We start from the raw sequence: 24664 nt of genomic DNA, 5'->3' as shown, positions 1-24664 counted from the left end.
TTGAACCTGAGATGGCATGGTATGCGCCAGCGACGGGCAAGTGCGGTCGTCAGCCAGATTTCAGCGATGCAGCGATCCAGGTTTGTCTGATGCTGAAGGTGCTGTTCGGCATGCCTCTTCGCCAGACGACAGGGTTCGTTGAAAGCCTGTTGCGCCCAGCAGGGCTTGACCGGAAAGTTCCGGACTTCTTACCCTCTGTCGTCACCAGAAGACGTTGAACGTCTCTATCCCATACCGCGGTGGAACTGGGCCGTTGCACCTGTTGATCGACGCGACCGGGATCAAAGCTGAGGGCGAAGGTGAGTGGAACGCCCGCAAACATGGCGGCAGTAAAAAAGCGCCTGTGGCGTAAGCTTCATCTCGGAATAGATGAAGAAACACTGGAGATCCGCGCGGTTGATGTCACGACAAGCAACATCGGCGATACCCCAAGCCGCGCAGAGACAAAGATGAACTGCGTCAAACTCCTTGGCCAAGGCATCATGGCCCGAGACTTCGATCGGCAGGTTGCCGAGTTCTAGGTCCGGATTGCGGTGCTCAACCGCTGCACAGCTCTTGGCATAACCAACACTGAGCCCGTAGCATAAATCCGTCCGGGGAAAGGGGAAGTGTGCTCACCCCCTGATTTGTGCAACAGGCCGGTGTGCCGCACAAACAGAGCGTTGGTCATTTACCCGTTTCTTAGACGTTCGACCAAATCGGCGAGAGTGCCAGCTATACGGTCAAGGTCATTTACAGTTCAGAATAGTAGCCGACCATATATTTCATTAATTTATTGATCAAATGGTCTAGGTTGCCCACGGGATGAAACGGAATATTAGGAGAAAGCCTTGCGATACGTTGCGAAAGGTATGTTGATTTGTTGCGCTGTCGCGTTTGTCGCTGTGTTGGCAGCTTGGCTTTTCCTGTCTTCTGCGTTGTTTTCCTCTGTCAGAAAAACTTTCGTTGAAAATCTGATCTCTAAGAAACTTGGTCAAGAGGTTAGAATTGAAGATGAAGTGCGTCTGGGTCTTGGTCGGCAATTGCAGGTATCAGCGGCGGGGCTGGTATTGCCTGGACCTCCGAATGCTGATGTGAACTTGGCAGCAATCGATGAAATTGAGTTTGAAGTTTCCGCGCGCGACCTCTGGAACAGTAAGCTTTCGCTGAGTGACCTTTCTCTCTTGGGGGTTCACCTGAACCTGATCACAGACAAAGCAGGCGTCGGAAACTGGCAGTCCATTTCCCAAGCGGACGTTAATGCCGGGAAACCTGCAAAATCTCCGAAACTGCCAGTAGCTGGAATTCTATCGGACCACAAAATTGACCTGACTAATGTTGCCGTTCTTTACCGGAACGATCTAAACGGGCTTGAGTTGAATCTGCAGCTGCCTGAGTTGCTTTTGAAGCGTGATACGGAAACCGACGTTGCGACCGCAGTTGGGACTGGTTCGCTAAACGGAGAGAGTTTTGATCTGAACGGGACATTTCCCGCGGAAGACCCGTTTCAGGTTGCAGTGAACTTCGAACAGATCTCGATTGCCGCTCAGGAAGTCCCTCAAGAGAACGGGTTACAAGTGAAAACGACCTTAGATGTTGCCGAACTTGGCCAGTTTCTCGATATCCTGAAGCTAAACCGCGTTTTGGAAGGTACTGGGAATATTGGTGCAACGTTCAAATCAGTTGACGGCGTAGCACGAATTGACGACCTATCTGTATCGGCTGAATTGGAAGGCGGACAAAGCCTTTCGCTGACGGGGCAGGTCGGAGAATTGGGAAACCCGGAAGACGTATCGCTGACAACCCGCATTAGGTTGTACCCTGAAGATGCTGAACCAGCCCCTGCCGCATCGCGATATGATCTTAAACTTATCGCGGTCGACATGGTTATTGACAGCGTGCCCGGGCAGGTTCCGCAGCGACAAATGGTTATTGAGACCAACGGCTTCACGTTGGACACGTCTGGCGAAGGCCCGCCCCCGATGGAGTTCTCCGAGCTCTCTAGAACACCCGAAGGCGCCTTAAGGGTCGGGAGCATCAACCTGAGAATTGGGGAACCCGCCAATCCGTTTATCATTTTGAAAGGTTCGGTCGATGACGCGCTTCAGGTGCAAGGAATATCAGCCGAAGGCCTAATGGATATTCATGCAAGCAGTTTGATCTCACCAGAACTCCTAGGACCGGACGACCAACTCGGCAGGTTTTCCGGCGGCTTCCATTTGAACGGTGACATCAATCAGCTTTCGCTGACGAATTTGGATGCAAAGACAAGCGAAACGGAAGTCTGGAACCTCGAGGTGCATGGCACTGTTAAAAATGTACTTAAATTCGAGGACCTGGATTTGGCCATTGATGTCGCAGTCCCATCCGGAGCGGACCTATTGGAGGCTCTATCGCTTGAACGCGTGGAAACTGGGCAGGCTCGCCTTGAAATAGACATCGCTAGTGAAGGCACTGATTGGAACGCGAGTGCCAACGTCGAGGTTGCCGACTCGGTCTTGCAAATTGTGGCCGATCTTGATGATGCGACAAGTGACCCTGTACTGCAGGGTTCCATAGAGAGTGACCTGATAAAGGTAGATCAGATCCGAACCATCGTTCAGGCTGCTGCACAGTTGAGGAAAATAGGCGGTCCAGAGCCGGAAGAGAAAGAAACTAAGCAAGAAGACGAGCGCGACCAAGGTGCGCTAAGAGATGTAACGCTTAAACCTATCGGGCGTTCAATTCTCTTGTCCGGTATGGATATGGATGTCGACATCGACCTTCGGCACATAGAGGGTGCCAAGGGCATCAGCAGTTTGCAGAGCGAACTGACGCTCAACAAAAACGAGCTGAAGGCTGGGCCTTTGAAGTTTGAATACGGGGGCGCAAGTTTTGACGTCAGCGGGCAAATGGATCTATCAAACGACGCGCACCTGCTCACGTTGACCGGCAAAGCGGGTGGCTGGCAGTTGGAGGATATTCTTCACAATCTGAACTTCAAGAAAGGCGCGAGCGGTAAGATCTATACAGACTTTTCGGTGACAGGGGGAACCGATTCACCTAAGCATTTTACTAACACTATGAGCGGCAACGCCACAGTGTCACTGCGTGATGGCTCGATCGAAACCCAGCTTTTAGATCTGGCAGGGTTAGGGCTGCTACCTTGGGTGTTTACCAAGGAAAAACAGAAGGTAGCTCCAATTGTATGTCTGCGAGCGCCGATTAGTATTTCCAATGGGAACCTCTCGACGAAACAAACCACGTTGGAAACAGATCACGTCCAGGTTGTCGTCTTTGGTGCTGTTGATTTGGCGGGCAAGGCCTTGGACCTAAATCTACAACCCCGCAAAATCGGAGAGCCTCTTTCGAGAAGTCCGTGGCCAGTGACTTTAAAGGGCCCGCTGGCTAAGCCGAAGGTTAAGGTCAAAGACGGACCAAAAAGACTGAAACGATCGGATGGTGCGGACAAAATGCCGACAAAAAGAAAGCTATGCGTTCCGGATATCTTGCAATTGCAGTAGCGGCGGGGGCCGACAGAGAAAGAACAAATCTAGGGTTTAAGAAGCAGACAATTCTTCCGAAAAACCGCACGTTCTTTATCACTTTAACCAATGCCGAAAGCAACGATTCCGCATTCTGCGTCTGGCTGAACTTTGACCCAAACAGCTCAATTGATGTCTCGGGGCAAAGTTATGCGTTCCAGGTTGCCATGTCCCTACGGTCAGGACTCACAACAAAAAGATGACGGTCGCGGCAAGGCATATGGCGGACAGGAACAAGTCACCGCACCTGTCATAGCGCGTCGCGATACGGCGCCAGTCTTTCAATCTGGCAAACAGATTCTCGATGCGATGGCGCTGACGATATAGCTTGGCGTCATGTTCAGCCGGATTTCTTCGACCACGTCGCGCCAGTATGCAGGCCTCGGTGCCGCGTTCGGCAAGCGCCTCACGGAACCAGTCTGCATCATACCCTTTGTCTGCCAAGAGTGATTTGGCTCGTGGAAGGCTGCCCAGCAACACCATAGCACCCTTTGCATCGCTCATCTGGCCGGATGAGAGGAAGAACGTCAGTGGCCTTCCACGTCTGTCGCAGACCGTGTGCAGTTTGCTGTTCAAACCGCCCTTTGTGCGACCGATGGCACGCGTTCGAGCCCCCCCTTTTGAGAGGCTTGACGCTGTTCGGTGTGCCTTTAGGTGAGTGCTGTCGATCATGATGGTTTCACCATCCTGTCCTGGCTGAGCCAGTTCCCTAAAGATACGGGCAAAGATACCCATGCGGGACCATCTCACAAAACGATTGTAGAGCGTCTTGTGCGACCCATAATCCGCCGGAGCGTCTCGCCACCGAAGGCCGTTTCGAATGACATGGATGATACCGCTAAGCACCATTCGGTCGTCGGATCGTCCACCCCCGCGAGGTTTCGGGAAAAGGTGTTTGATGCGGTTCACGTGGTCTGACTTATGCCAAAACAGATGCGACATGTGCATTCCTCCCGTCGCCCTTGAATCACGGGCTTACGCCGGTTGGAACCGCCATATCTAACGTCAAGAATGCCGACTTTTCCGCCGTCTGACGGAAGGGGCAACCGTTAGCAAAACACAGCGCCAATTTCCAAAGCCCGCGTTCGGTTGGAGCTCATTTAACGGAGAGTAGAGCGCTAATCCCCTGCTCGATGCGTCCTGCGACAGGCTCCGCAAGCGGGATCGAACGCAGGAAATATTCTGGGTCGACCCCGGCCTCGAAGAATGCCGCCAGAGCCTTTTTCCCCATATCTATTCGCCCGGCCATTGCATGCATGGCGGCAATCAGCATCCAGTCGTACAGATTGTCACGGCCATCCACCTCGCTGATCATATCCGAGGCCACCTCGTATTCGCCCCGCATGAAGGGATCGAGCGCACAAGGGATGTTGATCCAGATTGGCAGTAGCGGGTTGTGTTCTCTTGCGCCTTCGATCATGGCTGTCGCTTCTCGCGTGTCCCCGATTGCGGCGAGCCAACCTCCCACCATCGCAGTCAACAACGTGGCATTCGGGTTCGCCTCGATAGCGCGCTCTATCAGGTTTGCGTACCGGGTGTTCTCACCGTGGAATCGCGCGAAACTCGCAGCGGCGTAGAGAGCTTCCTGACAGTTAGGTGCCAACGCGATGGCCGTTTCTGCATGGCTCCTTCCATCGGAGACAACATCTTCCGCAGACCGGGCGCCCAAAGCTGCTTCCTCGATTAGTGCAATGGCCTTGAGCGCGTGGGCCAACCCGCTCGAAGGATTGTCGCGTAGCGCGGTGTCGATGAGGTCACTGAACTCTTCGAGACTGGATCGGCGTGAAGTCCGCATGTGTGCGTGAAACGCCAGAAGGGCCTCAAAGACACCTGCATCTTCCGCACGCCTCCCGGAGTATTGCGCATTGAGATCTTCGGCGACTGCGCCGTAGGCGTCCGCCATACGGGTCGCGCATTGCCGCGCAATTTGTTCCTGCACATCGAAGGGATCTTCTGAATCGCCGGAAACGCGAAACCTGTCGGACCAGACTAAAGCTTTTCCAGGGTTTCGGTCGAGTTGAACTGACACACGCAGGCTCCCACCAGCCTCCCGGACATTGCCTCTCAAGATGTAGTCTGAGCTCTCTATAAGTTCTTGTTGCCCTACCTCCCGCGTTGAGTGGTCGGTGTGCCAACCTGACAACACTTTGATCTGGCCAAAGCGGGCGAGCTCGAGCGCGATCTCCTCAGGCAACCCTTCTCGGAAAATCAGGGCTTTTTCGGAGTCCGCACCTTCAAACTGCAAGATTGCGAGTGTTGGTAGTCCACGAGGGATTCTTTTTTGGATTTTGCTTTCCTCTACCGCGCGCCGCACGAACTGCGGGCGATACCTGCCCTTCGGAACAGTGATTATGATCTCGTCGGCGACACCAGCCGTCAGGTAGTAGTGTTCAATTGCCTTGCGCAGCTTGATCGCTTCGATTCGGACAATGGAGTCATTGTTTGAGTCGAAATCGGCGCCGCGTCCGAAGATATCCATCGCAAGAGCAGTGCCCTTCAGGTATTCGCCCCGACCCTCAAGTTCTTCGGTAACAATGTGGGCGAGGAATTTCTGTATCCTTGGGCCAGCCGTAAAGTCAGGCGATGCCAGGATTTGCTCAAGTTGTTGGGCTATCTCTTCGTTGCTCGGTTGGTCTCTCATGGTCAGCCTCTGTAGCTTCAACCCCTAAACTCTAAGCCGCAAGCCCGCGCTTGCAACCTGTTTGCAAAATTGCTCCCCATCGGGTGGATCGGTTGGCGTTCGGCTCTGATCGCCCAACTGTTGTTAACAGTTGTCGACGTCCCGCTTCATCACACCGTTGGCTAAGTCCCAATCATCGAAAACGCGGACAGATCCGCAAAAGCCGAAGGGAAACAGAAAGATGAAAGCCTCCAACACCAAGAACCGCTCCTTGACCTCCACCGCCATCACCGCCATCCTGGCTGCCACTGTGACCACCACTGCCGTCACAGCCAATGCTTGTTCGCGCTTCGTTGCCGACACGGACTATGGCACAATCGTGACCCGTTCGCTGGACTGGGGCGGCAGCCGTCTGGGCGCCTATGCCCGTGTCCACCCGGAGGGCGAAGCCCGCGTTTCCTCTGATGTTGCCGAATACGCCAACGTAAAGGAATGGACCGTCAAGTATCACACGGTTGCCATGGAAGAGCACGAGACATTCCACGGTGTCACCGCCGAGGCAATCAACGACCAGGGCCTGAGCGCCATGGGCCTTTACATGAACGACTCCAAACCGTTCGTTACCGAGCACAAGGATAGCGGTGCGCCAGCGGTCAACATGGCAGACCTGACGACATTCATCGCCGAGAACTACGCCACCGTGGCCGAGGTCGTCGCCGGACACGAGGCCGGAGATTTCCAGATCGCCTGGGGAGCAAAGATGCGCGGCAGCGACAGCTACCACGGCGTGCACTTCTCGGCGGTCGACAAAAGCGGCCATATCGCACTCTTCCAGCTCAACGAAGGTGGCTTGGAGGTCGTCTACACCGGCGATACCGACAGCGATCTGCGGGTCATGGTCAACAGCCCGCTCCAGCAGGACCAGCGCGAGTACGCCGCCCAATTTGATCTTGCAAACAATCCGTCGGGGCAAGGCATCCCTGCCGACATCGGGTCGGCCAACCGCAATGTCCGGATGCTCTGGACGTCAATGAACCAGGATTACAGCGATCTGAACTACGCCGAAACGCTGGGCCGCATCCAGCAGGCCTTCGATTACTCGGTGACCGTGCCCTTGAACATCCAGGACCCGCAGGACAACGGCGCAGGCGATGACTACCCCACCTGGGTAAGCTTCCAGTACAACTTGGACAATGGGGATATTCGCACCCGCGCCATGGATACGGCTCAGACGATCACTTTCAACATTGAGGACACGAAGGCCTTCGACGGTCCTGTCTGCGCCGACCTCATCCAGCAGGCCAATGATGGCAATGGCGACGTAAAATGGGGGACCTGCAACGCGAACTCCTGAAACTTAGACCGACCCCTCCAAGTATCACATGACAACCGCCGCTCCGGAAATCCGGGGCGGCGGAACATTGCGAGCCTAAATCCCCTGAACCAAGGCAGACCTCCGCCCGAATTGAATAGTTGCAGCTCCTCGCAGCCAGCAGATCACTTTATACGAGCAAGATTTGTAGGTCCTGAGCCTAAGACACGACCATTAATACCAACCCTGGCGCTGTCACCACTTACACTGAATTGATCTAGCCAGAGGGCCTTTCACCCAACTTGTTATATACACCGAAATCAATAACGATGACGGCATAAGTGGTTCTTTTGATCCGAAAGCCCTGTTTCAATCAAACCAATCCAACAACCGCAGTAATGCATTTGTGTAGTTTCGTAGATGAACCAGATGAATTGCTATGACCTCACGCTTATTCCAATCCACGTCAGACAACTTGGAGTAGCCGCCGATAAAGCTTGGATAGGTGTTCGCGGGCGAAGGTTTGCACCAGTGGCTTTTTCGGTAGCTTCTTCAAACTTCGCTCAAAATCCCGCAATCCGTTCAATCACCCAAAAGGCGGCTAGACTACCAATGCAGTAACTTGTCACGTGTTCAAGCTGGACCGCTCGCTCTTTTACTGCCGGATAGAGAAGCCGGGCCGCGAACCCAATGGTCAGTACCACAACGATAAACAGGATCTGACCAAGCTCTACCCCGACGTTGAAAGCAAACAGGGCCAGTGGAATGTCCCCTTCAGGCAAGCCGATCTCTCTCAGTGCCCCGGCGAACCCCAGACCATGTATCAAGCCGAATGCGAAAGCGACGATCCAGGGGAAACGCACGGCCAACGGGTCACGGTTCTCCGGTGAAAGCGATAGCTCATGGGCGAGGAACACGATTGAAAGCGCAATCACGGCCTCGACAGGTGGAGGAGGGAGGTTCAGCCAGCCGAGAGTGGCCGAAGCCAACGTGATGCTGTGCGCAACGGTGAACGCCGTGATCGCCCAGAACAACCGACTGCGATCGCGTATCAGCAGCACAAGTGCGAAGACAAAAAGCAGGTGATCAAGGCCTTCGAGGATGTGTGTCACTCCGAGCGCGACATAGCTCGAAAGGATGTCGAGAACCCCAGGATCCTCAGGTACAGTGAATGCGGTTTCGGTCCATGTCAGGCGACGCACCTGCGTCTGTCCCGGTTCCAATTCGTACCGCACTAAGGTTTCCGTTCTGGTCTGCTCCAGCCCGACGATCTCGATCACACCGCCCTCAAGGCCTCCTGGACAGGTGGTTACCCATGCGGTTGTCCAGGCACGTCCATCAAAGGACGGTGACGGAGGCGGCTCATGTGAACAGTTCCCTGGCAGGCGAGCCTCTATGGGCATCATTCGACCGTTCACGTCAGGTGCGCGCCAGGTCACGCGCCAGCGCTCTTGCCCCATGGACGCGAGATCGAGATACCCTGGATCAAGCGCGTGGGCCGGCGCGTATCCCGGCAGACAGATGGCGGAAATGGCGAGCAGAAGTAACAGCAGCCGTTTCATCTGTTCAACACCTCTTCGGCGTTGGGCAAGATAATGGTGTAGCGGTCCAGCAGCGCTTGACCGAAGCTTTCGCGCATCTTCTTTGTCTCAGCGGCGAGCCATTCGGCCTTTACGCGGTCGCGGATTTCGGACAGCGGTGGCAGCACGGCGTCCATTCTCTCGATTACCCGCACGAGATGCAGGCCATAGCCGCTCTCGACCGGACCCTGCCATTTTCCGACCGGCAGGTCCGCCAGCGCCTCGTGGAACCCCTCTCCAAATGTGCGGTCGATCACCGGCGAAGGCGTTATCGGAAAGGACTGTGGCAGTAGAGTAGCCGGTCCCAGCGTCGCCGGGTCGGCACCGTTCTCCAGCAGCGCCAGAAGTTCTAAGGTATCCCGATCTCCGGGCACAACGATCTGTTCCAGAGCCATTCGAGCGGTTTGCGTGAACCGTTCCGGGTTTTGGTCCAGATACGTCTGAAGCATGGCCTCATCTGGTTCCACCATCGCGGCGCCGGATTCTGCGAGGAACTTCATCTTCTGGTTCAATCGCTGGCGTATGACCACGTCGCCTTGATCAAGTCCGAGGATCAGCGCCTCGCGGACATAGGCCTCTTCCAGCGCCCACGATTGCATCAAGTTCTCCAACTCCCGGATCGTGGGGGGGCGGTTCCAGGTGGCAATGAAGTTCTGCACCAGTCGGTTTGCCTCGCTCTCGGTCAAGCTGATCATATCGGGGCTGAGCGCAACTGGCTCATCCTCGATCGCCGCGTATGCGGCAAAGATCAGGGCACCAAGCGCGAAGAAATGGACAAGCGGGGAAAGAAGAAGCGTGTGCATGCGTATCATCAGGCCTTCGGGTATCAGTCGCCACAAGGGGGTAAGCTCTACGGTCGGCGATGTGATTGCAAGCTATTACACAAAACCCAAGTAATCTTGAGGCAATTACAATCGCCAACCTCGCGACGCTTGCCGCCGGATTCCATGCATTCGACGATGATCAAGGGTATCGTGGCACGGAAGCTTTGGCACCAAACGGGCGCCCTTAATCAGACCAGATTTCCAACGCCAAATCTCTATACCAAGCACGACGTCCGTTTGATCTCGGTCATGGGGACTGTTCGACCAAACCGCTAAAATATGGTTTTATGCTAAAACAGAAGCGTTGGGAGGAGAAGACATGGAACAGCAGAGACACGCCGCCGTAAAAAACGCGATTGCCTTGCTCGCAACGACTGTCCTCACTACGGCAATGCCAGCCCATGCGCAGGAATGGACCCCAACTTCGGAACAGCTCGCCGATACCTATCCAGCGCCGGCCTATTCACCCTATGCTGGTCGAACTTTCCCGGAACGGCCACTTTGGGGAGAGACGCATCTTCATACGGGACAATCTATGGACGCCGGAGGTTTCGGTGCGCGCCTTGACCATGAGGATGCTTATCGTTTTGCGCGCGGAGAAGAGATCATCGCGTCCTCTGGCCAGCCTGTTCGCCTGTCGCGCCCATTAGACTGGCTGGTTATTGCAGATCACTCGGATGGTATGGGCATGATCTTCGACGCTCTTGCAGGCAATCCGTCGGTAACGCGCTATGAACAGGGCAAACGTTGGTCCGACGGGTTCCGCGCGGGCGGACAGACAGCAGTGGATACAGCGCTTGACCTGATCGGAAGCGTTTCTCAGGGCGCCATCGAAGAGGAAATGTTCAACAATTACATGCCCGGCTCGCGAAGGTTCGCAACGATTTGGTCGGACAACCTCAAGACCGCCGAGCGCTTCTACGAGCCCGGCATCTTTACCCCAATGCTCGGGTTCGAATGGACTTCGCTCGTCGCGGGCAACAACATGCACCGCAACGTGATTTTCCGCGATGGGCCGGACCGCGTTGGGCAAGTTGTTCCCATGGTGATGACGCCGCCCTGGGGCAGTCCCGATCCCATGGATCTCTATGCCTATCTCGAGGCCTACGAGGAGAAGACCAACGGCGCGGTGCTGGCACTTGCACATAACGGCAACCTGTCCAACGGCGTAATGTTTCCGATCGACATCCGGTTCGACGGCTCGCCTGTGACTCAAGAGTACGTTGAAGCCCGGGCCAAATGGGAACCGCTCTATGAGATCACTCAGATCAAGGGCGACGGCGAGGCACACCCGTTTCTCAGCCCGAATGACGAGTTTGCCGACTATTACAATTGGGATGTCGGCAACCTCGATCTATCCGAAGCCAAGACCGAGGATATGCTGGCGCGAGAATATGCCCGCGAAGCGCTGAAGAGCGGGCTGGCGCTGGAAGCTGAGTTCGGGACAAATCCTTACAAGTTTGGGTTCAGCGGCGCGACAGACAGTCATACCGGTCTTGTGACCGCCGAAGAAGAGAATTTCTTTGGCAAGCACACCGGGTACGAGCCGTCCGCAGAGCGGATGCAGCATCCTTTCATGAAGAATGAAAACGGTGAGCTGTTCGCTTGGCAGATGGTCGCTGCCGGTCTCACGGCGGTCTGGGCCGAGGAGAATACCCGCGAAAGCATCTTCGACGCCATGGCGCGCAAGGAAGTCTACGCCACGACCGGCCCTAGAATATCGGTTCGTTTCTTCGGTGGCTGGGACTTTGACGAGGCCGATATCGCATCTCGTATTCCGTCAACCGTAGGGTATTCGAAAGGCGTGCCAATGGGCGCTGACCTGTCCGCTGCACCCGATGGTGCCGAGGCGCCAACATTCATGGTGGCCGCGCTAAGGGATCCGATTGGCGCCAACCTCGACCGCATCCAGGTCGTGAAGGGCTGGCTCAATGAGGACGGCACGACCAGCGAAGCCATCTATGACGTCGCCTGGTCCGACGGGCGCGTCCCCGGCTCGGATGGCATGCTGCCCGCGGTAGGCGATACGGTGAATGTGGCGACGGCAAGCTGGGCTAACTCGATTGGCGCATCCGAACTCGCGACTGTCTGGACCGACCCGGATTTCGATCCGGCACGCCCGGCCTTCTACTACGCCCGGGTATTGGAGATCCCCACACCGCCTTGGTATGTCTACGATGCCTATCGCTACGGGATCGAGATTCCTGAAGGCGCACCAATGTCGCAGCAGGAGCGCGCCTATACCTCGCCGATCTGGTACACGCCGGCAGGCTGACGGATGGCGGAATTTGGGATGACAGTAACCCTCGACAGCCCCTTTGATGGCGCTGCTGTGCTACCGGAAGTGTCGCAAGGCTTCGAGAAAACCAATATCGTATACCACAGTTGGTACTCGCGCCGATTTTTCGGATAGCAAACAACCAAATTGAGAATGGTATTTCCATAAGGTGGGCCAAGGAGTAAGCCGAAAATATACTCAAAAGCGTAATATATTGATAACTACGTGAATTTTTAAGGGATATGGTGCTGCTGGAGAGAATTGAACTCTCGACCTCTCCCTTACCAAGGGAGTGCTCTACCTCTGAGCTACAGCAGCGCTGTGGGCGGGTGATTAGACTCAAACGAAACGCGGCGCAAGGGTGTCTGGACGGTTTTTTTCGCCTCCTGTAGAGAAAGATCATGACGGAAAAAAATTCACCCAAAAAACAAGGTAAACCCGGCGATGCGCGCGAGGCGCGGCTGAAGGCGGCGCTTAAGGCCAACATGGCGCGTCGCAAGGCGCAGGCCAAGGCGCGCGCGACCGCGGGGGACAAGCCTGACAAGGACAAGGGATAAGAGCAGATGGATTCGATTTTGGTAACGGGCAATGGCCCGCTGAACGGTCAGATACCGATTGCGGGGGCCAAGAATGCGTGCCTGACGCTGATGCCCGCAACATTGCTAAGCGAAGAACCGCTGACGCTGACCAATGCGCCGCGGCTGAGCGACATCAAGACCATGACCGCGCTGCTGCAATCGCTGGGGGCCGAGGTGTCGTCGCTGCAGGACGGTCAGGTGATTGCAATGTCCAGTCACAGCCTGACCAGTCAGACCGCCGATTATGACATCGTGCGCAAGATGCGTGCGTCCAACCTTGTGCTGGGTCCCTTGCTGGCGCGGTTCGGGCAGGCGGTCGTGTCACTGCCGGGCGGTTGTGCGATCGGCGCCCGTCCGATGGACCTGCATGTCGAAGGGCTCGAGGCGCTGGGCGCCGAGATCGAGCTGAAGGACGGCTATCTGCACGCCAAGGCTCCGGGTGGTCTGAAAGGGGCCGTGCATCAGATGCGCTTTGCCTCTGTCGGAGCAACAGAAAACATCGTCATGGCCGCCACGCTGGCCAAGGGCACCACGGTGCTCAAGAACGCCGCGCGCGAACCCGAGATCGTCGATCTGGTTGAATGCCTGCGCAAGATGGGTGCCCAGATCTCTGGTGAAGGCAGCTCGACCATCGAAATTCAGGGCGTCGACCGGCTGCACGGGGCCACACATCAGGTTGTCACCGACCGGATCGAGTTGGGCACTTATATGCTGGCCCCGGCGATTTGTGGCGGCGAGGTGGAACTGCTGGGCGGGCGCATGTCACTGGTCGAATCCTTTGCGGCCAAACTGGATGCGGCAGGCGTCAGCGTTTCAGAAACCGAAGGCGGTCTGAAAGTGGCGCGCAAAAACGGGCGCGTGCGCGCGGTGGATGTGGTGACCGAACCTTTCCCCGGCTTCCCGACCGACCTGCAAGCGCAGATGATGGCGCTGATGTGCACGGCTGAGGGCACCTCGGTTCTCGAAGAACGCATTTTCGAAAACCGCTTCATGCACGCCCCCGAACTGGTGCGCATGGGCGCGCATATCGAGGTGCATGGCGGCACCGCCACGGTCGCCGGTGTTGAACGCCTGAAAGGGGCGCCGGTGATGGCGACGGATCTGCGGGCTTCGGTCTCGCTGATCCTTGCCGGATTGGCGGCAGAAGGCGAAACAACGGTCAGCCGGGTCTATCATCTGGACCGCGGATATGAACATGTGGTGCGCAAGCTGGAAGGCGTAGGTGCAAAGATTGAACGGATCAAGGGTCAATGACAGACGCAAGTTTTGAAGACGGGCGCGAGGCGCCGCTAAATCTTGGGGCCGAGGATGCAGATGACCTTCAGGTAATCTCGACCCTCGCGCAGGATGCCGTGTTTCCTGTGACCGAGATGAAGTGGCAACCGGCGCAGCGCCGCTTTGGCCTGCTGCTGAACCGCTTCCGCTGGGAAGACAAGGATGCCGCCGCCCGCCGCGACCGCCCGTTTGAACGGGTGCAGTCGGTGCTGGTCTTCGGTTCGGTTCTCTCGGTGTCCAGTCAGGGCATTGATCGCGGTGACACCGACATGGTCATGTCGCTGATGTCAGTTGTTTTCGAACCCGGCGAGGATGGCGCGGGCCATGTCCTGCTGACGCTGGCCGGTGACGGCGCGATCCGCCTGACGGTCGAGGCGCTGGATGCCACCCTCAAGGACGTCACGCGCCCCTATCAGGCCCCATCCCGTCAGGCCCCGCATCACCCCGAATAGATGCAGAACAAGCGCGGGATTTCTCAGGCGTTTTCAAAGGTGCCCGAAGGGATCTCCCTGCGTCCGGCCACCGTGTTCGACGTGTTCGACCTCAGCCGGGTTCTGATCCGCTCGATCACGCAGCTTTGCGCGGCCGATCACAAGAATGACCCGGACCATCAAAGGCGGTGGACCGATAACAAGGACCCGGCCACCATACGGGGCTGGTTCAGGCCCGGATCGCAGATCTGGCTGGCCGAACACCGGGGGCAGGTGGCCGCCGTCGGGGGGCTGTTGGAAACTGGGACGGTCACTTTGCTCTATGTCGATCCGGATCATACGAGGCAGGGCGTGGGGCGCGCGCTGCTCAACCGGCTGGAACGGCAACTGGCTGTGTGCGGCTGTGCCGAGGCGCATCTGGATGCCACCCAAACGGCGCACGCGTTCTATCTGAAACAGGAATGGCAACCGGCAGGCCGGCCCGGTGACTGGCACGGCATTCCGCAATACCCGATGCGCAAATCGCTGCACTTTGGGGACTGAGGGTTGAGGCCGCGCGCTCCGGGCGATATGTCCCAATGCGCAACGCCCGGAGTGCCAGATCATGCCCGTCTTCCTTGATACCACATCGCCCGAATTCGAACCCGCCTTCCGGACCCTGCTCTTGGCCAAGCGCGAGGACAGCCCGGATGTGGATGCGGTCGTGGCGCAGATCATCGACGATGTGCGCAACCGGGGCGATGCGGCGGTGATCGAACTGACAGCCAAATTCGACCGGCTGACGCTGACACCCGAAACACTGGCCTTCAGCGCACAGGATATCGCGGATGCGGTGGCGCAGGTCTCGGACGAAGATCGCACGGCGCTGGAACTGGCCGCTTCCCGCATCCGGGCCTACCACGAAAGGCAGATGCCCGAGGATCAGGAATGGACGGATGCGACGGGCGCAACACTCGGCTGGCGCTGGTCTGCTGTTTCGGCCGCAGGGCTTTACGTGCCGGGTGGGTTGGCCTCGTACCCGTCATCGGTGCTGATGAACGCGATCCCTGCCAAGGTGGCCGGTGTGGAACGGCTGGCCATCGTGGTGCCCACCCCGGACGGACAGGTGAACCCGCTGGTGCTGCTGGCAGCGCAGCTGTCGGGTGTGGACGAGGTCTATCGCATCGGTGGCGCGCAGGCCGTGGCGGCGCTGGCCTATGGTACCGACACCATCGCGCCGGTCGACAAGATCACCGGGCCGGGCAACGCCTTTGTCGCCGCCGCCAAGCGGCGCGTCTTTGGCAAGGTCGGCATCGACATGATCGCGGGCCCCTCGGAAATTCTGGTCATCGCCGACAAGGACAATGACCCCGACTGGATCGCGCTGGACCTGCTCAGCCAGGCCGAGCATGACGAAAGCGCGCAGTCGATCCTGATCACCGACGATGCCGCATTCGGCCAATCTGTCGCGCAGGCGGTCGAAAAACGGCTGGAAACCCTGCAACGCCGCGCCATCGCCGGGGCCAGCTGGCGTGACTACGGCGCGGTGATCACCGTGCGCAACCTGGACGAGGCCGCAGCCCTGTCCAACCGCATTGCCCCGGAACATCTGGAACTTTGCGTGGCCGACCCGCGCGCGCTGAGCGAAAAAACCATCCACGCCGGAGCCATCTTTCTGGGTCAGTACACACCCGAAGCCATCGGCGACTACGTTGGCGGTCCCAACCACGTGTTGCCCACCGCCCGCTCGGCACGGTTTTCGTCAGGCCTCAGCGTGATGGACTTCCTCAAGCGCACCACGCTCAGCCAGATGACCCCCGAAGCTCTGCGTGCCATCGGTCCTGCCGCCGAACAGCTGGCGCGCTCGGAAAGCCTCGAGGCGCATGGCCTCTCGGTCACCGCGCGCCTGAACCGCCTGAATGGCTGAAATGACGCAAAGACCGGGCGCATATGGCGTTTCTGTGCGTTGCTCGCCGAATATCATTGTTATAGGTCTGTGCTGACGCAAGGAATGTGACTGTAAAGATGACCCGCATCTCGCATATCGAACTGGATGATAGAAATCTGCCGCCGCCAACGCCCGAGATCGAGCAGGAGCGCAAGGTCGCCATCTATGATCTGCTGGAAGAAAACAGCTTCTCGCTGCCCAAACGCGACGACCGCGTTGTGCCCGAGGGCCCCTATCACCTCCAGCTTTCGATCCGCGACAAACGGCTTGTCTTCGACATTGAAACCGAGGCCAACGAAAAAGCGGCCGAGTTTCACCTGTCGCTCGGCCCCTTCCGGCAGGTGGTCAAGGATTACTTCCAGATCTGCGAAAGCTATTTTGACGCGGTGAAATCGCTGCCACCCAGCCAGATCGAAACCATCGACATGGCCCGCCGGGGTATCCACAACGAAGGCAGCCGTGTTTTGCAGGAACGGCTGGAAGGCAAGGCAGATGTCGACACCGACACCGCCCGCCGCCTGTTCACGCTGATCTGCGTTCTGCATTTTGGGGGCTGACGCGTGAAGCCTCTGCCGCAGTCGGTCCTGTTCTGTTGCGACCACAACGCGGTTCGGTCCCCGATGGCCGAGGGGCTGATGAAGAAATTCTATGGCACCGGCACCTATGTCCAGTCCGCCGGTGTGCATAACGATCTGGAAATCGACGGCTTCAGCATCGCGGTCTGCCACGAGGTCGGCGTGGAACTGTCCCGCCACCGGTCGCGCTCCTTCGACGAGATGCAGGAATGGGGCGATGACCTCAGCTCGTTCGATCTGGTTGTGGCGCTTTCACCCGCCAGCCAGCGTCAGGCGCTGGAACTGACCCGTGTTTTTCACCTCGATGTCGATTATTGGCCAATAATGGACCCTACCGGGATGGGCGAGACCCGCGAACAAAAGCTACACCACTACCGACAGACCCGCGACCAGATCATTCAGCATCTGAAAGACCGCTGGGGCGAACCAACGGAGGGGACATGAACCAGACCGTCAAAACCTATTTCGATGCCTTCAACGCCGGTGACGTCGATGGCATGCTGGCCTGCCTGTCCGATGACGTGGCCCATCACGTGAACGAAGGTCAGATTCGCGTCGGCAAGGACAAGTTCGCCGCCTTTTGCGCCCATATGAACCGCTGCTACCGAGAAAACCTGACCGACATCGTCGTGTTCGAGGCTCAGGGCGGCACCCGCGCCGCGGCCGAATTCATCGTCAACGGCACCTATCTGGAAACCGACGAGGGCCTGCCCGACGCGCACGGCCAGACCTATCGCCTGCCTGCCGGGTCGTTCTTTGACCTCAGGGACGGCAAGATCACCCGCGTCACCACCTTCTATAACCTTGCAGACTGGACCAAACAGGTCTCGAATGGCTGACGTCACCGACGTCCGCCCCCTGACCGGAGCGGCACTCGGGGCCGCTCTGGATGATGTCGCCCGCCTGCGGATCAGGGTATTTCACGCCTGGCCCTATCTCTATGACGGCGATCTGGAATACGAACGCAATTACCTGCAATCCTACCGCGACAGCGACAAGGCCATCGTGGTCGGCGCCTTCGATGGCGACCGCCTGATCGGCGCCTCGACCGGTGCGCCGCTGACCGACCACGCCGACGATTTCGCCGCGGCCTTCGCAGACACCGGGCTGGACCTGTCGCAGATCTTCTATTGCGCTGAATCCGTCCTGCTGCCCGACTATCGCGGGCAGGGCGTCGGCCACAAATTCTTCGACACGCGCGAGGGGCACGCCCGCGATCTGGGCTTTGCCAAATGCGCCTTTTGCAGCGTGCAACGCCCCACCGACCACCCCCTGCGCCCCGACCACTACCGCCCACTGGATACCTTCTGGCGCGCCCGCGGATACAAGCCCTTACCCGGCGCAATCGCCCAATTCTCGTGGAAGGATATCGGGGAAGAGGGAGAAACGCTGAAGCCGTTGCAGTTCTGGATCAGGGATTTGTAGGGTTCGGGTTGGTGGGTAATGGCGTCGGTGCGTGTTTGAGCCTACTCGGTTCGAGTTACTCAACAGAAATCCGATGAACTGCATTCAGAATATTCTGGTGAGAATCCAGATAATGATCCGCCAAGTACATAACCTTTGCCCAGTCGTAGTAATTCTTGTCCTTTTCCGGCAATCGATAACGGTCAATTGGCAGCTTAAGGAGTTCTGTGCAATTGTCGTGAATAAAGCTATTTAGTCTATTTTGTAGTATTTTCTCATCATTCATTGGGTCCGATCGGTCGTGTCGTTCTTTGAGGCCATCCACAAACTTTTTGCTTAATCTCGCTCTTGGTAAGAAATTTTCAGATAACGGTTTCGATGTCATGGCATCTCGGAAAGCTAAAAAAACAAGTAGAGGCGCATCTAACGGCACATCTTTATAGCACCGCAGCGCCAATTCAACCTTGAGCAACAGTCGCTTTATTTGCCGCATAGTAAGCCTACTGACTGGCGCCAAAGTCCTTGCTAAATCGGCCGCCCGTTCCACAGAGAACTCCGGACCGTCACCGAATGGCTGTCCGAATGGCAAGGCTCTTACGAATTCAAATGCGGCTTGCCCAATATGTTCATCGGTTGTTGGCAATTGCAGCCGAATGTCAACAAACTTGTCCAGGTACCGCTCATCATCTGTGACAGCACCGAAAAGGCGCCCCGCCAGTCGTTCCAGATGGTCTGCGTTTACCATGAGTACGAAAACAAAACCATCTTGATTGAAGACCAATTTCATCGCTTCAAGTAAGGAAATTGCATACTCAGGATGGCACCGGTCGAGCTCATCAATCAGAATTACCACTCGTTGGGTGTTCTTCTCTGCCGTCAGTGCCTGTCTCAGCGCTTTCATTTGGTCAGGCATTTCTTGAGTGCGGACGCGCTCCGCCGCAATTTGCGCTGTTAGTTGTGCGCTTAATGACTTTGATGCTTCCTTGCTAAAATCCGCGACAATTTTATCAAGTTCGCTTTCGTCGTTATCGCTTTTTAACCAGCTCTCAATGGCATCAACAGCTTCCTCGCCAGCCTTGCGAGCAGCAAAACTGGCGAAGAGTTTTGCAGTGCCAAGCGCAAACACGGTTCCCTTTGAAATCGCCTTCGTCCACAACGTTTTGTCGGCAGGTTCCAAACTCTCCATCAGTGCAGCAAGAAAAGTCACTACAGGATCACCTGAGTGGTCAGATTGCTGTGCATCAATCTCTATGACCACTTCACCGGCGTTCCTAAGATGAGCAGCCCAAGCCTCGCGAAAGAATGTCTTGCCACGACCAAACCCAGCCTCAATTGAAACTACCTTTGAGTCGTCAATCGATTGAATTAGGTTTGTGTAAGCTTCACCGATAGCTTCATAACCAAGAAGGTCTCGTTCCCATGGGTTTTGAGTATTGTTATCTTTCATGAAAGGCCTCACCTAAAAACAATTTTCAAAGCAAAGTGTCGAAGTTACCCGTGCGCAAAAAGCCACGATCTTTTCTTTGAATGATACACCCTCGTCTAGAAAATTCGCGCAACATGTTTCTTGGATGACAAGTGAGGGAAAAAGGTGGTGGAGGCCCTGTTTGTGGCTGTGTTCTGCAAACTTTATCGACATTATCTCATCAGAACGGAAATGGCAGATAAGGCCTCTCACCCAACCTCAGCGCCAGTTTGATCTGTACACGCGGCGGCTCTCACGGTTTAGTGCCACGACACATCGGCTCAGGGGATCCCATCAATGAAAGTCGCAACCGCAGCGTATAATCTCGACTGGCTCGACAGCTGGGCGCAGTACGAGGACAAGCTGGACCGTTGGGTTGCCGAAGCTGCCGGGCAGGGGGCCGGGCTGCTGGTGTTCCCCGAATACGGCGCGATGGAGGTGTCGACGCTCGATGGTGCCGACGTGGCGGGTGATCTCGAACGCTCAATCCGCGCGGTTTCGGACCGGTTCGAGGATGTACAAAATTTGCATTCGCGCCTCGCAAGCGCGTACAAAACGTACATTTTGGGTGCATCGGCCCCGGTTGTGGATGGGTCCGGCCGCCCGGTGAACCGCGCCGCGTTCTACGCCCCGGACGGTGGCCGCGACCATCAGGACAAGCAGATCATGACCCGCTTTGAACGCGAGGACTGGGACATCGCTCCGGGCGGTCCGCTCAAGCTGTTCGACACCGCGCTGGGCAAAATCGGTGTTCTGATCTGCTATGACAGCGAGTTTCCCCTGCTGGGCCGCGCACTCAGCGAAGCGGATATGATCCTTGTACCGTCCTGCACCGAAGCGCTGTCAGGGTATTGGCGTGTTCGCATCGGGGCAATGTCAAGAGCATTGGAAAATCAATGTGTTACAGTTATGTCGTCACTGGTCGGAGCCAACGACTGGTCCGTAGCTGTGGACATGAACACCGGCATGGGCGGCGTTTTCGGCCCGCCGGACAAGGGGTTTCCGGCCACCGGAGTGCTGGCCGAGGGCGCTCTGAACCAGCCCGGCTGGACCTATGCGGATGTCGACCTGTCCGCCATCGCCGAGGTCCGCGCCGATGGCCACGTGCTGAACCGGACCCATTGGCCAGAGCAGGACGCCCGAGTCGAAACGGTCACATTATCCACCCTTTAGATGAATCCGCCCTTGAAATAAGGGAAAAATAGGCTCATTTAAGCGCACATCCCCGCAGATTCTGCGGGCGCAACCTAATGATGGAGACAACATGGCCAAGGAAGATACGCTCGAATTTCCCGGTGTCGTGAAGGAACTCCTGCCTAATGCGACGTTTCGGGTCGAGCTGGAAAACGGCCATGAAATCATCGCACATACGGCAGGAAAGATGCGCAAGAACCGCATCCGTGTTCTGGCCGGCGACAAGGTTCAGGTCGAGATGACCCCCTATGATCTGACCAAGGGTCGGATCAACTACCGCTTCAAATAACGCCTGCCGAGATGGCGTTTATCCTGGGATCGGGCAGCCCAAGGCGGCTGGACCTGCTGGCGCAGCTTGGCGTGCAGCCCGACGCCATCCGCCCCCCTGACATAGACGAAACACCGCTGAAGGGTGAGCTTCCTGTTCCGTATTGCAGCCGCATTACGCGTGAAAAAGTAAAGGCAGTTCAATCGGATAGCGACGACATCACGCTTTGCGCGGACACGACTGTTGCACTGGGGCGGCGTATTCTGGGCAAGCCCGAGGATGAGGGTCAGGCCGCAGAGTTCCTGTACGCTTTGTCCGGTCGTCGTCACCGGGTGATCACTTCGGTCGCCGTTCGGCGCGGGAATCGCATCCTGCAACGTGATGTCGTCTCGCAGGTCAAGGTCAAACGCCTGTCGGACGTTGAAATCAACGCCTACCTAGCGACCGGTGATTGGCAGGGTAAAGCCGGGGCCTACGCGATCCAAGGCCCTGCTGGCGCATTCATCCCATGGATTTCGGGCTCGTTCACTGGCATCGTGGGGCTGCCCCTGTCCGAGACCGCCGCCTTGCTGCAAGGGATCGGCTACCCACTATATAGCGAGGCATCATGAAGGGTCGAACCATCGTTCTGGACCATATCCAAGACCGCGAGGCCGCGGCATTGATGGTCGACGGAAAGCTTGATGATCTCCTGATCGCCGCCGACGCACCCGCGCCGGGCACCATCTATCGCGCCCGTGCCGATCGACCGGTCAAGGGGCAGGGCGGCATGTTCCTGACCACACCCGACGGCCCAGCTTTTCTGCGACAAGTCAAAGGGTTGGCGCCGGGTGCCACGCTTTTGGTGCAGGTTGGCGGATATGCCGAGCCTGGCAAGGCCATCCCTGTAACCAACCGTATCCTGTTCAAAAGTCGCTTTGCCATTGTCACGCCCGACGCGCCGGGCCTGAACATCTCGCGCAGCATCAAGGATGAAGACAGGCGGGATCAACTGCTTGAAATCGCGCATGAACAAATGGGCGACAGCCCCTACGGGTTGATCCTCCGCTCCTGCTGCATGGATGCGGATGCCGGTGACATTGCCGACGACATTTCGGCCATGCTTGCGCAAGCTGAACAAGTGATGAACGACGAGGGGTCCGACGTCGAACTGCTCAGCGAAGGTGACAGCCCGCATATCCTCGCATGGCGCGACTGGACCGATCCTGCCGAGGTTGTGACTAAAACCGGCAGTTTTGAAACCCATGGTGTGCTGGATGCGCTGGATGTTGCCCGTGGCATCTCCGAACCTCTACCCGGAGGCGGACACCTCTATATCGAACCGACCCGCGCATTAGTGGCCGTAGATGTGAACACAGGCGCGGATACGTCGCTGGCGGCAGGAACAAAAGCCAACTTCGCTTGTGCCAAAGCTCTGCCACGTGCATTGCGTGTGCGCGGGCTGGCAGGGCAGATCACACTGGATCTGGCTCCGATGCCCAAGAAAGACCGCCGAGGGTTCGAATCCGCCCTGCGTGCCGCCTTCAAGTCGGATCCGGACGAGACGATATTGGCGGGGTGGACACCTCTGGGTCATTTCGAGTTGCAGCGCAAACGCAGCCGGTTACCTGTCGCTGAGATCCTGAAATGAGCTGCCCGATCTGCGGAGAAGAAACGCAAAAGAAGTTCCGCCCGTTCTGTTCGAAACGCTGCGCAGACATTGATCTGGCCAAGTGGCTGAATGGCTCTTACGCGGTCCCGTCTCAGCGCGAAGACGACCCTGAGACCGAGGGAGATACGGACGAACACAATACAATGCGACCGCACTGAAAAAATGTAAAAAAGCCTCTGGACACTGCCGGTAGCAAGTCATAGAACGCCTCCACCCAACGACAAACGTCGTTCCCGTGCCCGGGTAGCTCAGGGGTAGAGCAGTGGATTGAAAATCCTCGTGTCGGTGGTTCGATTCCGCCCCCGGGCACCATTCAAACTCTTGATAATGCTCAATATTCATCCTTGAACCTTTCAGGGTTTGACAGTTTTCTTGAAGGGTTTGACAATTTTTGATCGGCGTTCGTTCTCCTTCTCCAGAGTTTCCATCGTTATCCGGTTACGCTCTGCCAAGTTGGCGGATCGGGAATAATGGCGAGCCATCGATGGGGTTTTTTGCCCCAGCAGGTCCGCAATCTGGCGTTCCTCAAGCCCTGCTTCTCGCAGTGTCGTGGCCACGGTATGCCGCAGCCCCTTGAGTGTCAGGCCGGGTTGCACAGCGCCCTCAGCTTCCAGCTTTTTCTTGAAGCGGTACCAGACCGTCGAAAAGCCGTTGTAGGTCCAAGGCTTTCTGTTTGATGAGGCAAGGATGGTCACGGCGTCGTGCGTGGGCGCAGCATCCAGAGCCGCTTGCAGCGTCGGACCGATTGGAACGGCAACTTCCTGGCCCGTCTTGCCCCTGACGCCCCAGATCGTGTCGCCGTCTATCTGGCGACGGGTCAGCTTAAGCGCATCGGACGGATCAAGGCCGGTATTCATAATCAACGCCACCGCCACTCGAACGTGCGGGGCGGCCCGATCCAGCACAACTGCGCGTTCTTCCACCGTCCAAGGCCGGTTGGCATAGGGCCGATTTTTCGGGCGCGGCTTGGGAATGACACCTGCCGCATAATCCCGGTCGATCAGACCGCGCGGAATGGCATAACGAAACACTTGACTCAGGAAGGTGCGGACCATGTTTGCTCGCCGCCAGCCAATCTTGTCCGCCGCTTTGTCATGGATGCCCGAAACGAGGGGCGTCGTTATTGCGGAAACAGGCGTGTCCCGGATTGGGTGCAGGAAGTCAGAGCACTTGCGGTAGTCGCGCTTGGTGGCGTCCGACAGATTGCCATAGTGTTCAGTCTGGAAATAGGAATTGACCAGACCGCCAAGGGTTCCCGGCTTAGGTGCTTGCGCCTTCTTCGCCTCTACAATGGCAGCAATGCGGGCACATTCCGCAAAAAACTCAGCCGATCCTAACGGAGTTTTTTCCAGGTCGATCTTGTGACTCGTGGCGCGATGATAACAGCGCGGTTTCCCGTGCCGATCATCGAATATCTTGAAACCTCTAACCCTGACACGTGTCATTACAACTTGCCAAGAATGACGTCCTGCGTTGCCATCTCGGCCCCTTCCTTCATTGTATCAATCCAATTGTCCAGATCGCGCTTGTCCCAAAGGACTGTGCCGGGCCGCATTTCAATTGGTTGGACGGGGCACGTTGTTTTGAAGAGCTTTGGAGGAAGTCCAGTGTAAACCGCCGCCTCAGACTGTTTCAGCATGCGTTTCTCATTAACGTTGATAGTGAGACTAGGTCATGTTGACAAAAGGGATTCACATCTGTCGGCGGGCATGATTCAAGCTGGTATCTACGACGGAGACCAGCTTGGCACGAGACCTGATGTCGGACGAGGAATGGGCG

At 57.1% G+C, this 24664-nt stretch carries 25 protein-coding genes, 2 tRNA genes and 1 pseudogene; 20 read left to right on the top strand and 8 right to left on the bottom strand.

The window, feature by feature from the left end:
- The first annotated feature begins 11 nt into the window (after positions 1–11).
- The 3 genes and pseudogenes from ACR0BF_RS00140 to ACR0BF_RS00130 all read left to right on the top strand — a co-directional run bounded on the left by ACR0BF_RS00140 (position 12) and on the right by ACR0BF_RS00130 (position 3482).
- Positions 12–352, top strand: a pseudogene (locus ACR0BF_RS00140) (transposase).
- A complete protein-coding gene (locus ACR0BF_RS00135; RefSeq protein ID WP_480624236.1) occupies positions 321–521 on the top strand; it encodes a hypothetical protein in 201 nt (66 codons plus the stop codon). Before ACR0BF_RS00140 ends, ACR0BF_RS00135 begins: the two are co-directional and overlap by 32 nt.
- Before the next feature lie 309 nt (positions 522–830).
- Positions 831–3482: an AsmA family protein gene (locus tag ACR0BF_RS00130; RefSeq protein WP_480624016.1), complete on the top strand. Its 2652-nt coding sequence runs from the start codon at positions 831–833 to the stop codon at positions 3480–3482.
- Between the two features lie 207 nt (positions 3483–3689).
- Here the strand turns inward: ACR0BF_RS00130 and ACR0BF_RS00125 are convergent, their stop codons facing one another.
- Positions 3690–4445 (bottom strand): IS5 family transposase, encoded by a 756-nt coding sequence (locus ACR0BF_RS00125; protein ID WP_480607774.1) that lies wholly within the window; start codon positions 4443–4445, stop codon positions 3690–3692.
- Positions 4446–4599: 154 nt separating this feature from the next.
- On the bottom strand, positions 4600–6144 hold the full coding sequence (locus ACR0BF_RS00120; protein ID WP_480624015.1) for a hypothetical protein: 1545 nt from the start codon (positions 6142–6144) through the stop codon (positions 4600–4602).
- Positions 6145–6364: 220 nt separating this feature from the next.
- Here ACR0BF_RS00120 and ACR0BF_RS00115 point away from each other — a divergent pair, with 220 nt between their 5' ends.
- Positions 6365–7477 carry a linear amide C-N hydrolase gene (locus tag ACR0BF_RS00115; RefSeq protein WP_480624014.1) on the top strand — a complete coding sequence of 371 codons (1113 nt, stop codon included), beginning with the start codon at positions 6365–6367 and terminating at the stop codon, positions 7475–7477.
- A 521-nt stretch (positions 7478–7998) separates the two neighbouring features.
- On the opposite strand, the gene ACR0BF_RS00110 is transcribed toward ACR0BF_RS00115, so the two are convergent.
- Both ACR0BF_RS00110 and ACR0BF_RS00105 read right to left on the bottom strand, forming a co-directional pair.
- Positions 7999–8997, bottom strand: a complete 999-nt coding sequence (locus tag ACR0BF_RS00110) for a HupE/UreJ family protein (protein ID WP_480518992.1) — start codon at positions 8995–8997, stop codon at positions 7999–8001.
- A complete protein-coding gene (locus tag ACR0BF_RS00105) occupies positions 8994–9818 on the bottom strand; it encodes a peptidyl-prolyl cis-trans isomerase (protein ID WP_480624013.1) in 825 nt (274 codons plus the stop codon). The genes ACR0BF_RS00110 and ACR0BF_RS00105 overlap by 4 nt, the downstream gene beginning before the upstream one ends.
- A gap of 340 nt (positions 9819–10158) precedes the next feature.
- On the opposite strand from ACR0BF_RS00105, the gene ACR0BF_RS00100 reads away from it, so the two are divergent.
- Complete coding sequence (locus tag ACR0BF_RS00100; protein WP_480624012.1) at positions 10159–12114, top strand: DUF3604 domain-containing protein; 1956 nt, start codon at positions 10159–10161, stop codon at positions 12112–12114.
- Between the two features lie 246 nt (positions 12115–12360).
- Here ACR0BF_RS00100 and ACR0BF_RS00095 read toward each other — a convergent pair.
- A tRNA-Thr gene (locus ACR0BF_RS00095) sits at positions 12361–12435 on the bottom strand.
- Between the two features lie 83 nt (positions 12436–12518).
- Here ACR0BF_RS00095 and ACR0BF_RS00090 point away from each other — a divergent pair.
- From ACR0BF_RS00090 to ACR0BF_RS00050, 9 genes are all read left to right on the top strand, one after another.
- Positions 12519–12674 carry a hypothetical protein gene (locus tag ACR0BF_RS00090; protein WP_480624011.1) on the top strand — a complete coding sequence of 52 codons (156 nt, stop codon included), beginning with the start codon at positions 12519–12521 and terminating at the stop codon, positions 12672–12674.
- A gap of 6 nt (positions 12675–12680) precedes the next feature.
- Positions 12681–13949, top strand: coding sequence for a UDP-N-acetylglucosamine 1-carboxyvinyltransferase (gene murA, locus ACR0BF_RS00085; protein WP_480555604.1), 1269 nt, complete (start codon positions 12681–12683; stop codon positions 13947–13949).
- Positions 13946–14422, top strand: a complete 477-nt coding sequence (locus tag ACR0BF_RS00080; RefSeq protein ID WP_480607764.1) for a DUF2948 family protein — start codon at positions 13946–13948, stop codon at positions 14420–14422. Before murA ends, ACR0BF_RS00080 begins: the two co-directional genes overlap by 4 nt.
- The gene (locus ACR0BF_RS00075; protein WP_480624010.1) at positions 14423–14944 is read left to right on the top strand and encodes a GNAT family N-acetyltransferase; all 522 of its coding nucleotides are present in this window, start codon (positions 14423–14425) and stop codon (positions 14942–14944) included. It begins immediately after the preceding gene.
- Positions 14945–15005: 61 nt separating this feature from the next.
- Positions 15006–16307 (top strand): histidinol dehydrogenase, encoded by a 1302-nt coding sequence (hisD, locus tag ACR0BF_RS00070; protein WP_480624009.1) that lies wholly within the window; start codon positions 15006–15008, stop codon positions 16305–16307.
- 98 nt (positions 16308–16405) lie between these two features.
- Positions 16406–16885 (top strand): UPF0262 family protein, encoded by a 480-nt coding sequence (locus ACR0BF_RS00065; protein WP_480520976.1) that lies wholly within the window; start codon positions 16406–16408, stop codon positions 16883–16885.
- Positions 16886–16888: 3 nt separating this feature from the next.
- Positions 16889–17347: an arsenate-mycothiol transferase ArsC gene (locus ACR0BF_RS00060; RefSeq protein ID WP_209505795.1), complete on the top strand. Its 459-nt coding sequence runs from the start codon at positions 16889–16891 to the stop codon at positions 17345–17347.
- Positions 17344–17742: a ketosteroid isomerase-related protein gene (locus tag ACR0BF_RS00055; protein WP_480488382.1), complete on the top strand. Its 399-nt coding sequence runs from the start codon at positions 17344–17346 to the stop codon at positions 17740–17742. Before ACR0BF_RS00060 ends, ACR0BF_RS00055 begins: the two co-directional genes overlap by 4 nt.
- On the top strand, positions 17735–18328 hold the full coding sequence (locus tag ACR0BF_RS00050) for a GNAT family N-acetyltransferase (RefSeq protein WP_480624008.1): 594 nt from the start codon (positions 17735–17737) through the stop codon (positions 18326–18328). The genes ACR0BF_RS00055 and ACR0BF_RS00050 overlap by 8 nt, the downstream gene beginning before the upstream one ends.
- Positions 18329–18383: 55 nt before the next feature.
- On the opposite strand, the gene ACR0BF_RS00045 is transcribed toward ACR0BF_RS00050, so the two are convergent.
- On the bottom strand, positions 18384–19754 hold the full coding sequence (locus ACR0BF_RS00045) for a KAP family P-loop NTPase fold protein (RefSeq protein ID WP_480624007.1): 1371 nt from the start codon (positions 19752–19754) through the stop codon (positions 18384–18386).
- Between the two features lie 315 nt (positions 19755–20069).
- On the opposite strand from ACR0BF_RS00045, the gene ACR0BF_RS00040 reads away from it, so the two are divergent.
- From ACR0BF_RS00040 to ACR0BF_RS00015, 6 genes are all read left to right on the top strand, one after another.
- Positions 20070–20945 (top strand): carbon-nitrogen hydrolase family protein, encoded by an 876-nt coding sequence (locus tag ACR0BF_RS00040; RefSeq protein ID WP_480624006.1) that lies wholly within the window; start codon positions 20070–20072, stop codon positions 20943–20945.
- A 91-nt stretch (positions 20946–21036) separates the two neighbouring features.
- Positions 21037–21255 (top strand): translation initiation factor IF-1, encoded by a 219-nt coding sequence (infA, locus tag ACR0BF_RS00035; RefSeq protein ID WP_005978431.1) that lies wholly within the window; start codon positions 21037–21039, stop codon positions 21253–21255.
- An 11-nt stretch (positions 21256–21266) separates the two neighbouring features.
- Positions 21267–21845 carry a Maf family protein gene (locus tag ACR0BF_RS00030; RefSeq protein WP_480495053.1) on the top strand — a complete coding sequence of 193 codons (579 nt, stop codon included), beginning with the start codon at positions 21267–21269 and terminating at the stop codon, positions 21843–21845.
- Positions 21842–22864, top strand: a complete 1023-nt coding sequence (locus ACR0BF_RS00025; RefSeq protein ID WP_480624005.1) for a ribonuclease E/G — start codon at positions 21842–21844, stop codon at positions 22862–22864. The genes ACR0BF_RS00030 and ACR0BF_RS00025 overlap by 4 nt, the downstream gene beginning before the upstream one ends.
- Positions 22861–23043 carry a DNA gyrase inhibitor YacG gene (locus ACR0BF_RS00020; RefSeq protein ID WP_480520993.1) on the top strand — a complete coding sequence of 61 codons (183 nt, stop codon included), beginning with the start codon at positions 22861–22863 and terminating at the stop codon, positions 23041–23043. Before ACR0BF_RS00025 ends, ACR0BF_RS00020 begins: the two co-directional genes overlap by 4 nt.
- A gap of 79 nt (positions 23044–23122) precedes the next feature.
- Positions 23123–23197: transfer RNA gene (locus ACR0BF_RS00015), tRNA-Phe, on the top strand.
- A gap of 41 nt (positions 23198–23238) precedes the next feature.
- Here ACR0BF_RS00015 and ACR0BF_RS00010 read toward each other — a convergent pair.
- Both ACR0BF_RS00010 and ACR0BF_RS00005 read right to left on the bottom strand, forming a co-directional pair.
- Positions 23239–24330 (bottom strand): tyrosine-type recombinase/integrase, encoded by a 1092-nt coding sequence (locus tag ACR0BF_RS00010; protein WP_480536733.1) that lies wholly within the window; start codon positions 24328–24330, stop codon positions 23239–23241.
- Positions 24330–24524, bottom strand: a complete 195-nt coding sequence (locus tag ACR0BF_RS00005) for a hypothetical protein (RefSeq protein ID WP_480536734.1) — start codon at positions 24522–24524, stop codon at positions 24330–24332. Before ACR0BF_RS00005 ends, ACR0BF_RS00010 begins: the two co-directional genes overlap by 1 nt.
- Positions 24525–24664 lie beyond the last annotated feature (140 nt).

It is taken from the genome of Ruegeria sp. AG7 (assembly GCF_056541545.1).
Note: the sequence above shows the minus strand (reverse complement) of the source record. Positions and strands in the feature narration are given on the sequence as shown.

Excerpts from the sequence above, each read along its gene's own strand:
- ACR0BF_RS00135 (WP_480624236.1), top strand. The coding sequence starts at position 321 with ATGGCGGCAGTAAAAAAGCGCCTGTGGCGTAAGCTTCATCTCGGAATA.
- ACR0BF_RS00125 (WP_480607774.1), bottom strand. The coding sequence starts at position 4,445 with ATGTCGCATCTGTTTTGGCATAAGTCAGACCACGTGAACCGCATCAAA.
- ACR0BF_RS00120 (WP_480624015.1), bottom strand. The coding sequence starts at position 6,144 with ATGAGAGACCAACCGAGCAACGAAGAGATAGCCCAACAACTTGAGCAA.
- ACR0BF_RS00115 (WP_480624014.1), top strand. The coding sequence starts at position 6,365 with ATGAAAGCCTCCAACACCAAGAACCGCTCCTTGACCTCCACCGCCATC.
- ACR0BF_RS00110 (WP_480518992.1), bottom strand. The coding sequence starts at position 8,997 with ATGAAACGGCTGCTGTTACTTCTGCTCGCCATTTCCGCCATCTGTCTG.
- ACR0BF_RS00105 (WP_480624013.1), bottom strand. The coding sequence starts at position 9,818 with ATGCACACGCTTCTTCTTTCCCCGCTTGTCCATTTCTTCGCGCTTGGT.
- ACR0BF_RS00100 (WP_480624012.1), top strand. The coding sequence starts at position 10,159 with ATGGAACAGCAGAGACACGCCGCCGTAAAAAACGCGATTGCCTTGCTC.
- ACR0BF_RS00090 (WP_480624011.1), top strand. The coding sequence starts at position 12,519 with ATGACGGAAAAAAATTCACCCAAAAAACAAGGTAAACCCGGCGATGCG.
- murA (WP_480555604.1), top strand. The coding sequence starts at position 12,681 with ATGGATTCGATTTTGGTAACGGGCAATGGCCCGCTGAACGGTCAGATA.
- ACR0BF_RS00080 (WP_480607764.1), top strand. The coding sequence starts at position 13,946 with ATGACAGACGCAAGTTTTGAAGACGGGCGCGAGGCGCCGCTAAATCTT.
- ACR0BF_RS00075 (WP_480624010.1), top strand. The coding sequence starts at position 14,423 with ATGCAGAACAAGCGCGGGATTTCTCAGGCGTTTTCAAAGGTGCCCGAA.
- hisD (WP_480624009.1), top strand. The coding sequence starts at position 15,006 with ATGCCCGTCTTCCTTGATACCACATCGCCCGAATTCGAACCCGCCTTC.
- ACR0BF_RS00065 (WP_480520976.1), top strand. The coding sequence starts at position 16,406 with ATGACCCGCATCTCGCATATCGAACTGGATGATAGAAATCTGCCGCCG.
- ACR0BF_RS00055 (WP_480488382.1), top strand. The coding sequence starts at position 17,344 with ATGAACCAGACCGTCAAAACCTATTTCGATGCCTTCAACGCCGGTGAC.
- ACR0BF_RS00050 (WP_480624008.1), top strand. The coding sequence starts at position 17,735 with ATGGCTGACGTCACCGACGTCCGCCCCCTGACCGGAGCGGCACTCGGG.
- ACR0BF_RS00045 (WP_480624007.1), bottom strand. The coding sequence starts at position 19,754 with ATGAAAGATAACAATACTCAAAACCCATGGGAACGAGACCTTCTTGGT.
- ACR0BF_RS00040 (WP_480624006.1), top strand. The coding sequence starts at position 20,070 with ATGAAAGTCGCAACCGCAGCGTATAATCTCGACTGGCTCGACAGCTGG.
- infA (WP_005978431.1), top strand. The coding sequence starts at position 21,037 with ATGGCCAAGGAAGATACGCTCGAATTTCCCGGTGTCGTGAAGGAACTC.
- ACR0BF_RS00030 (WP_480495053.1), top strand. The coding sequence starts at position 21,267 with ATGGCGTTTATCCTGGGATCGGGCAGCCCAAGGCGGCTGGACCTGCTG.
- ACR0BF_RS00025 (WP_480624005.1), top strand. The coding sequence starts at position 21,842 with ATGAAGGGTCGAACCATCGTTCTGGACCATATCCAAGACCGCGAGGCC.
- ACR0BF_RS00020 (WP_480520993.1), top strand. The coding sequence starts at position 22,861 with ATGAGCTGCCCGATCTGCGGAGAAGAAACGCAAAAGAAGTTCCGCCCG.
- ACR0BF_RS00010 (WP_480536733.1), bottom strand. The coding sequence starts at position 24,330 with ATGACACGTGTCAGGGTTAGAGGTTTCAAGATATTCGATGATCGGCAC.
- ACR0BF_RS00005 (WP_480536734.1), bottom strand. The coding sequence starts at position 24,524 with ATGCTGAAACAGTCTGAGGCGGCGGTTTACACTGGACTTCCTCCAAAG.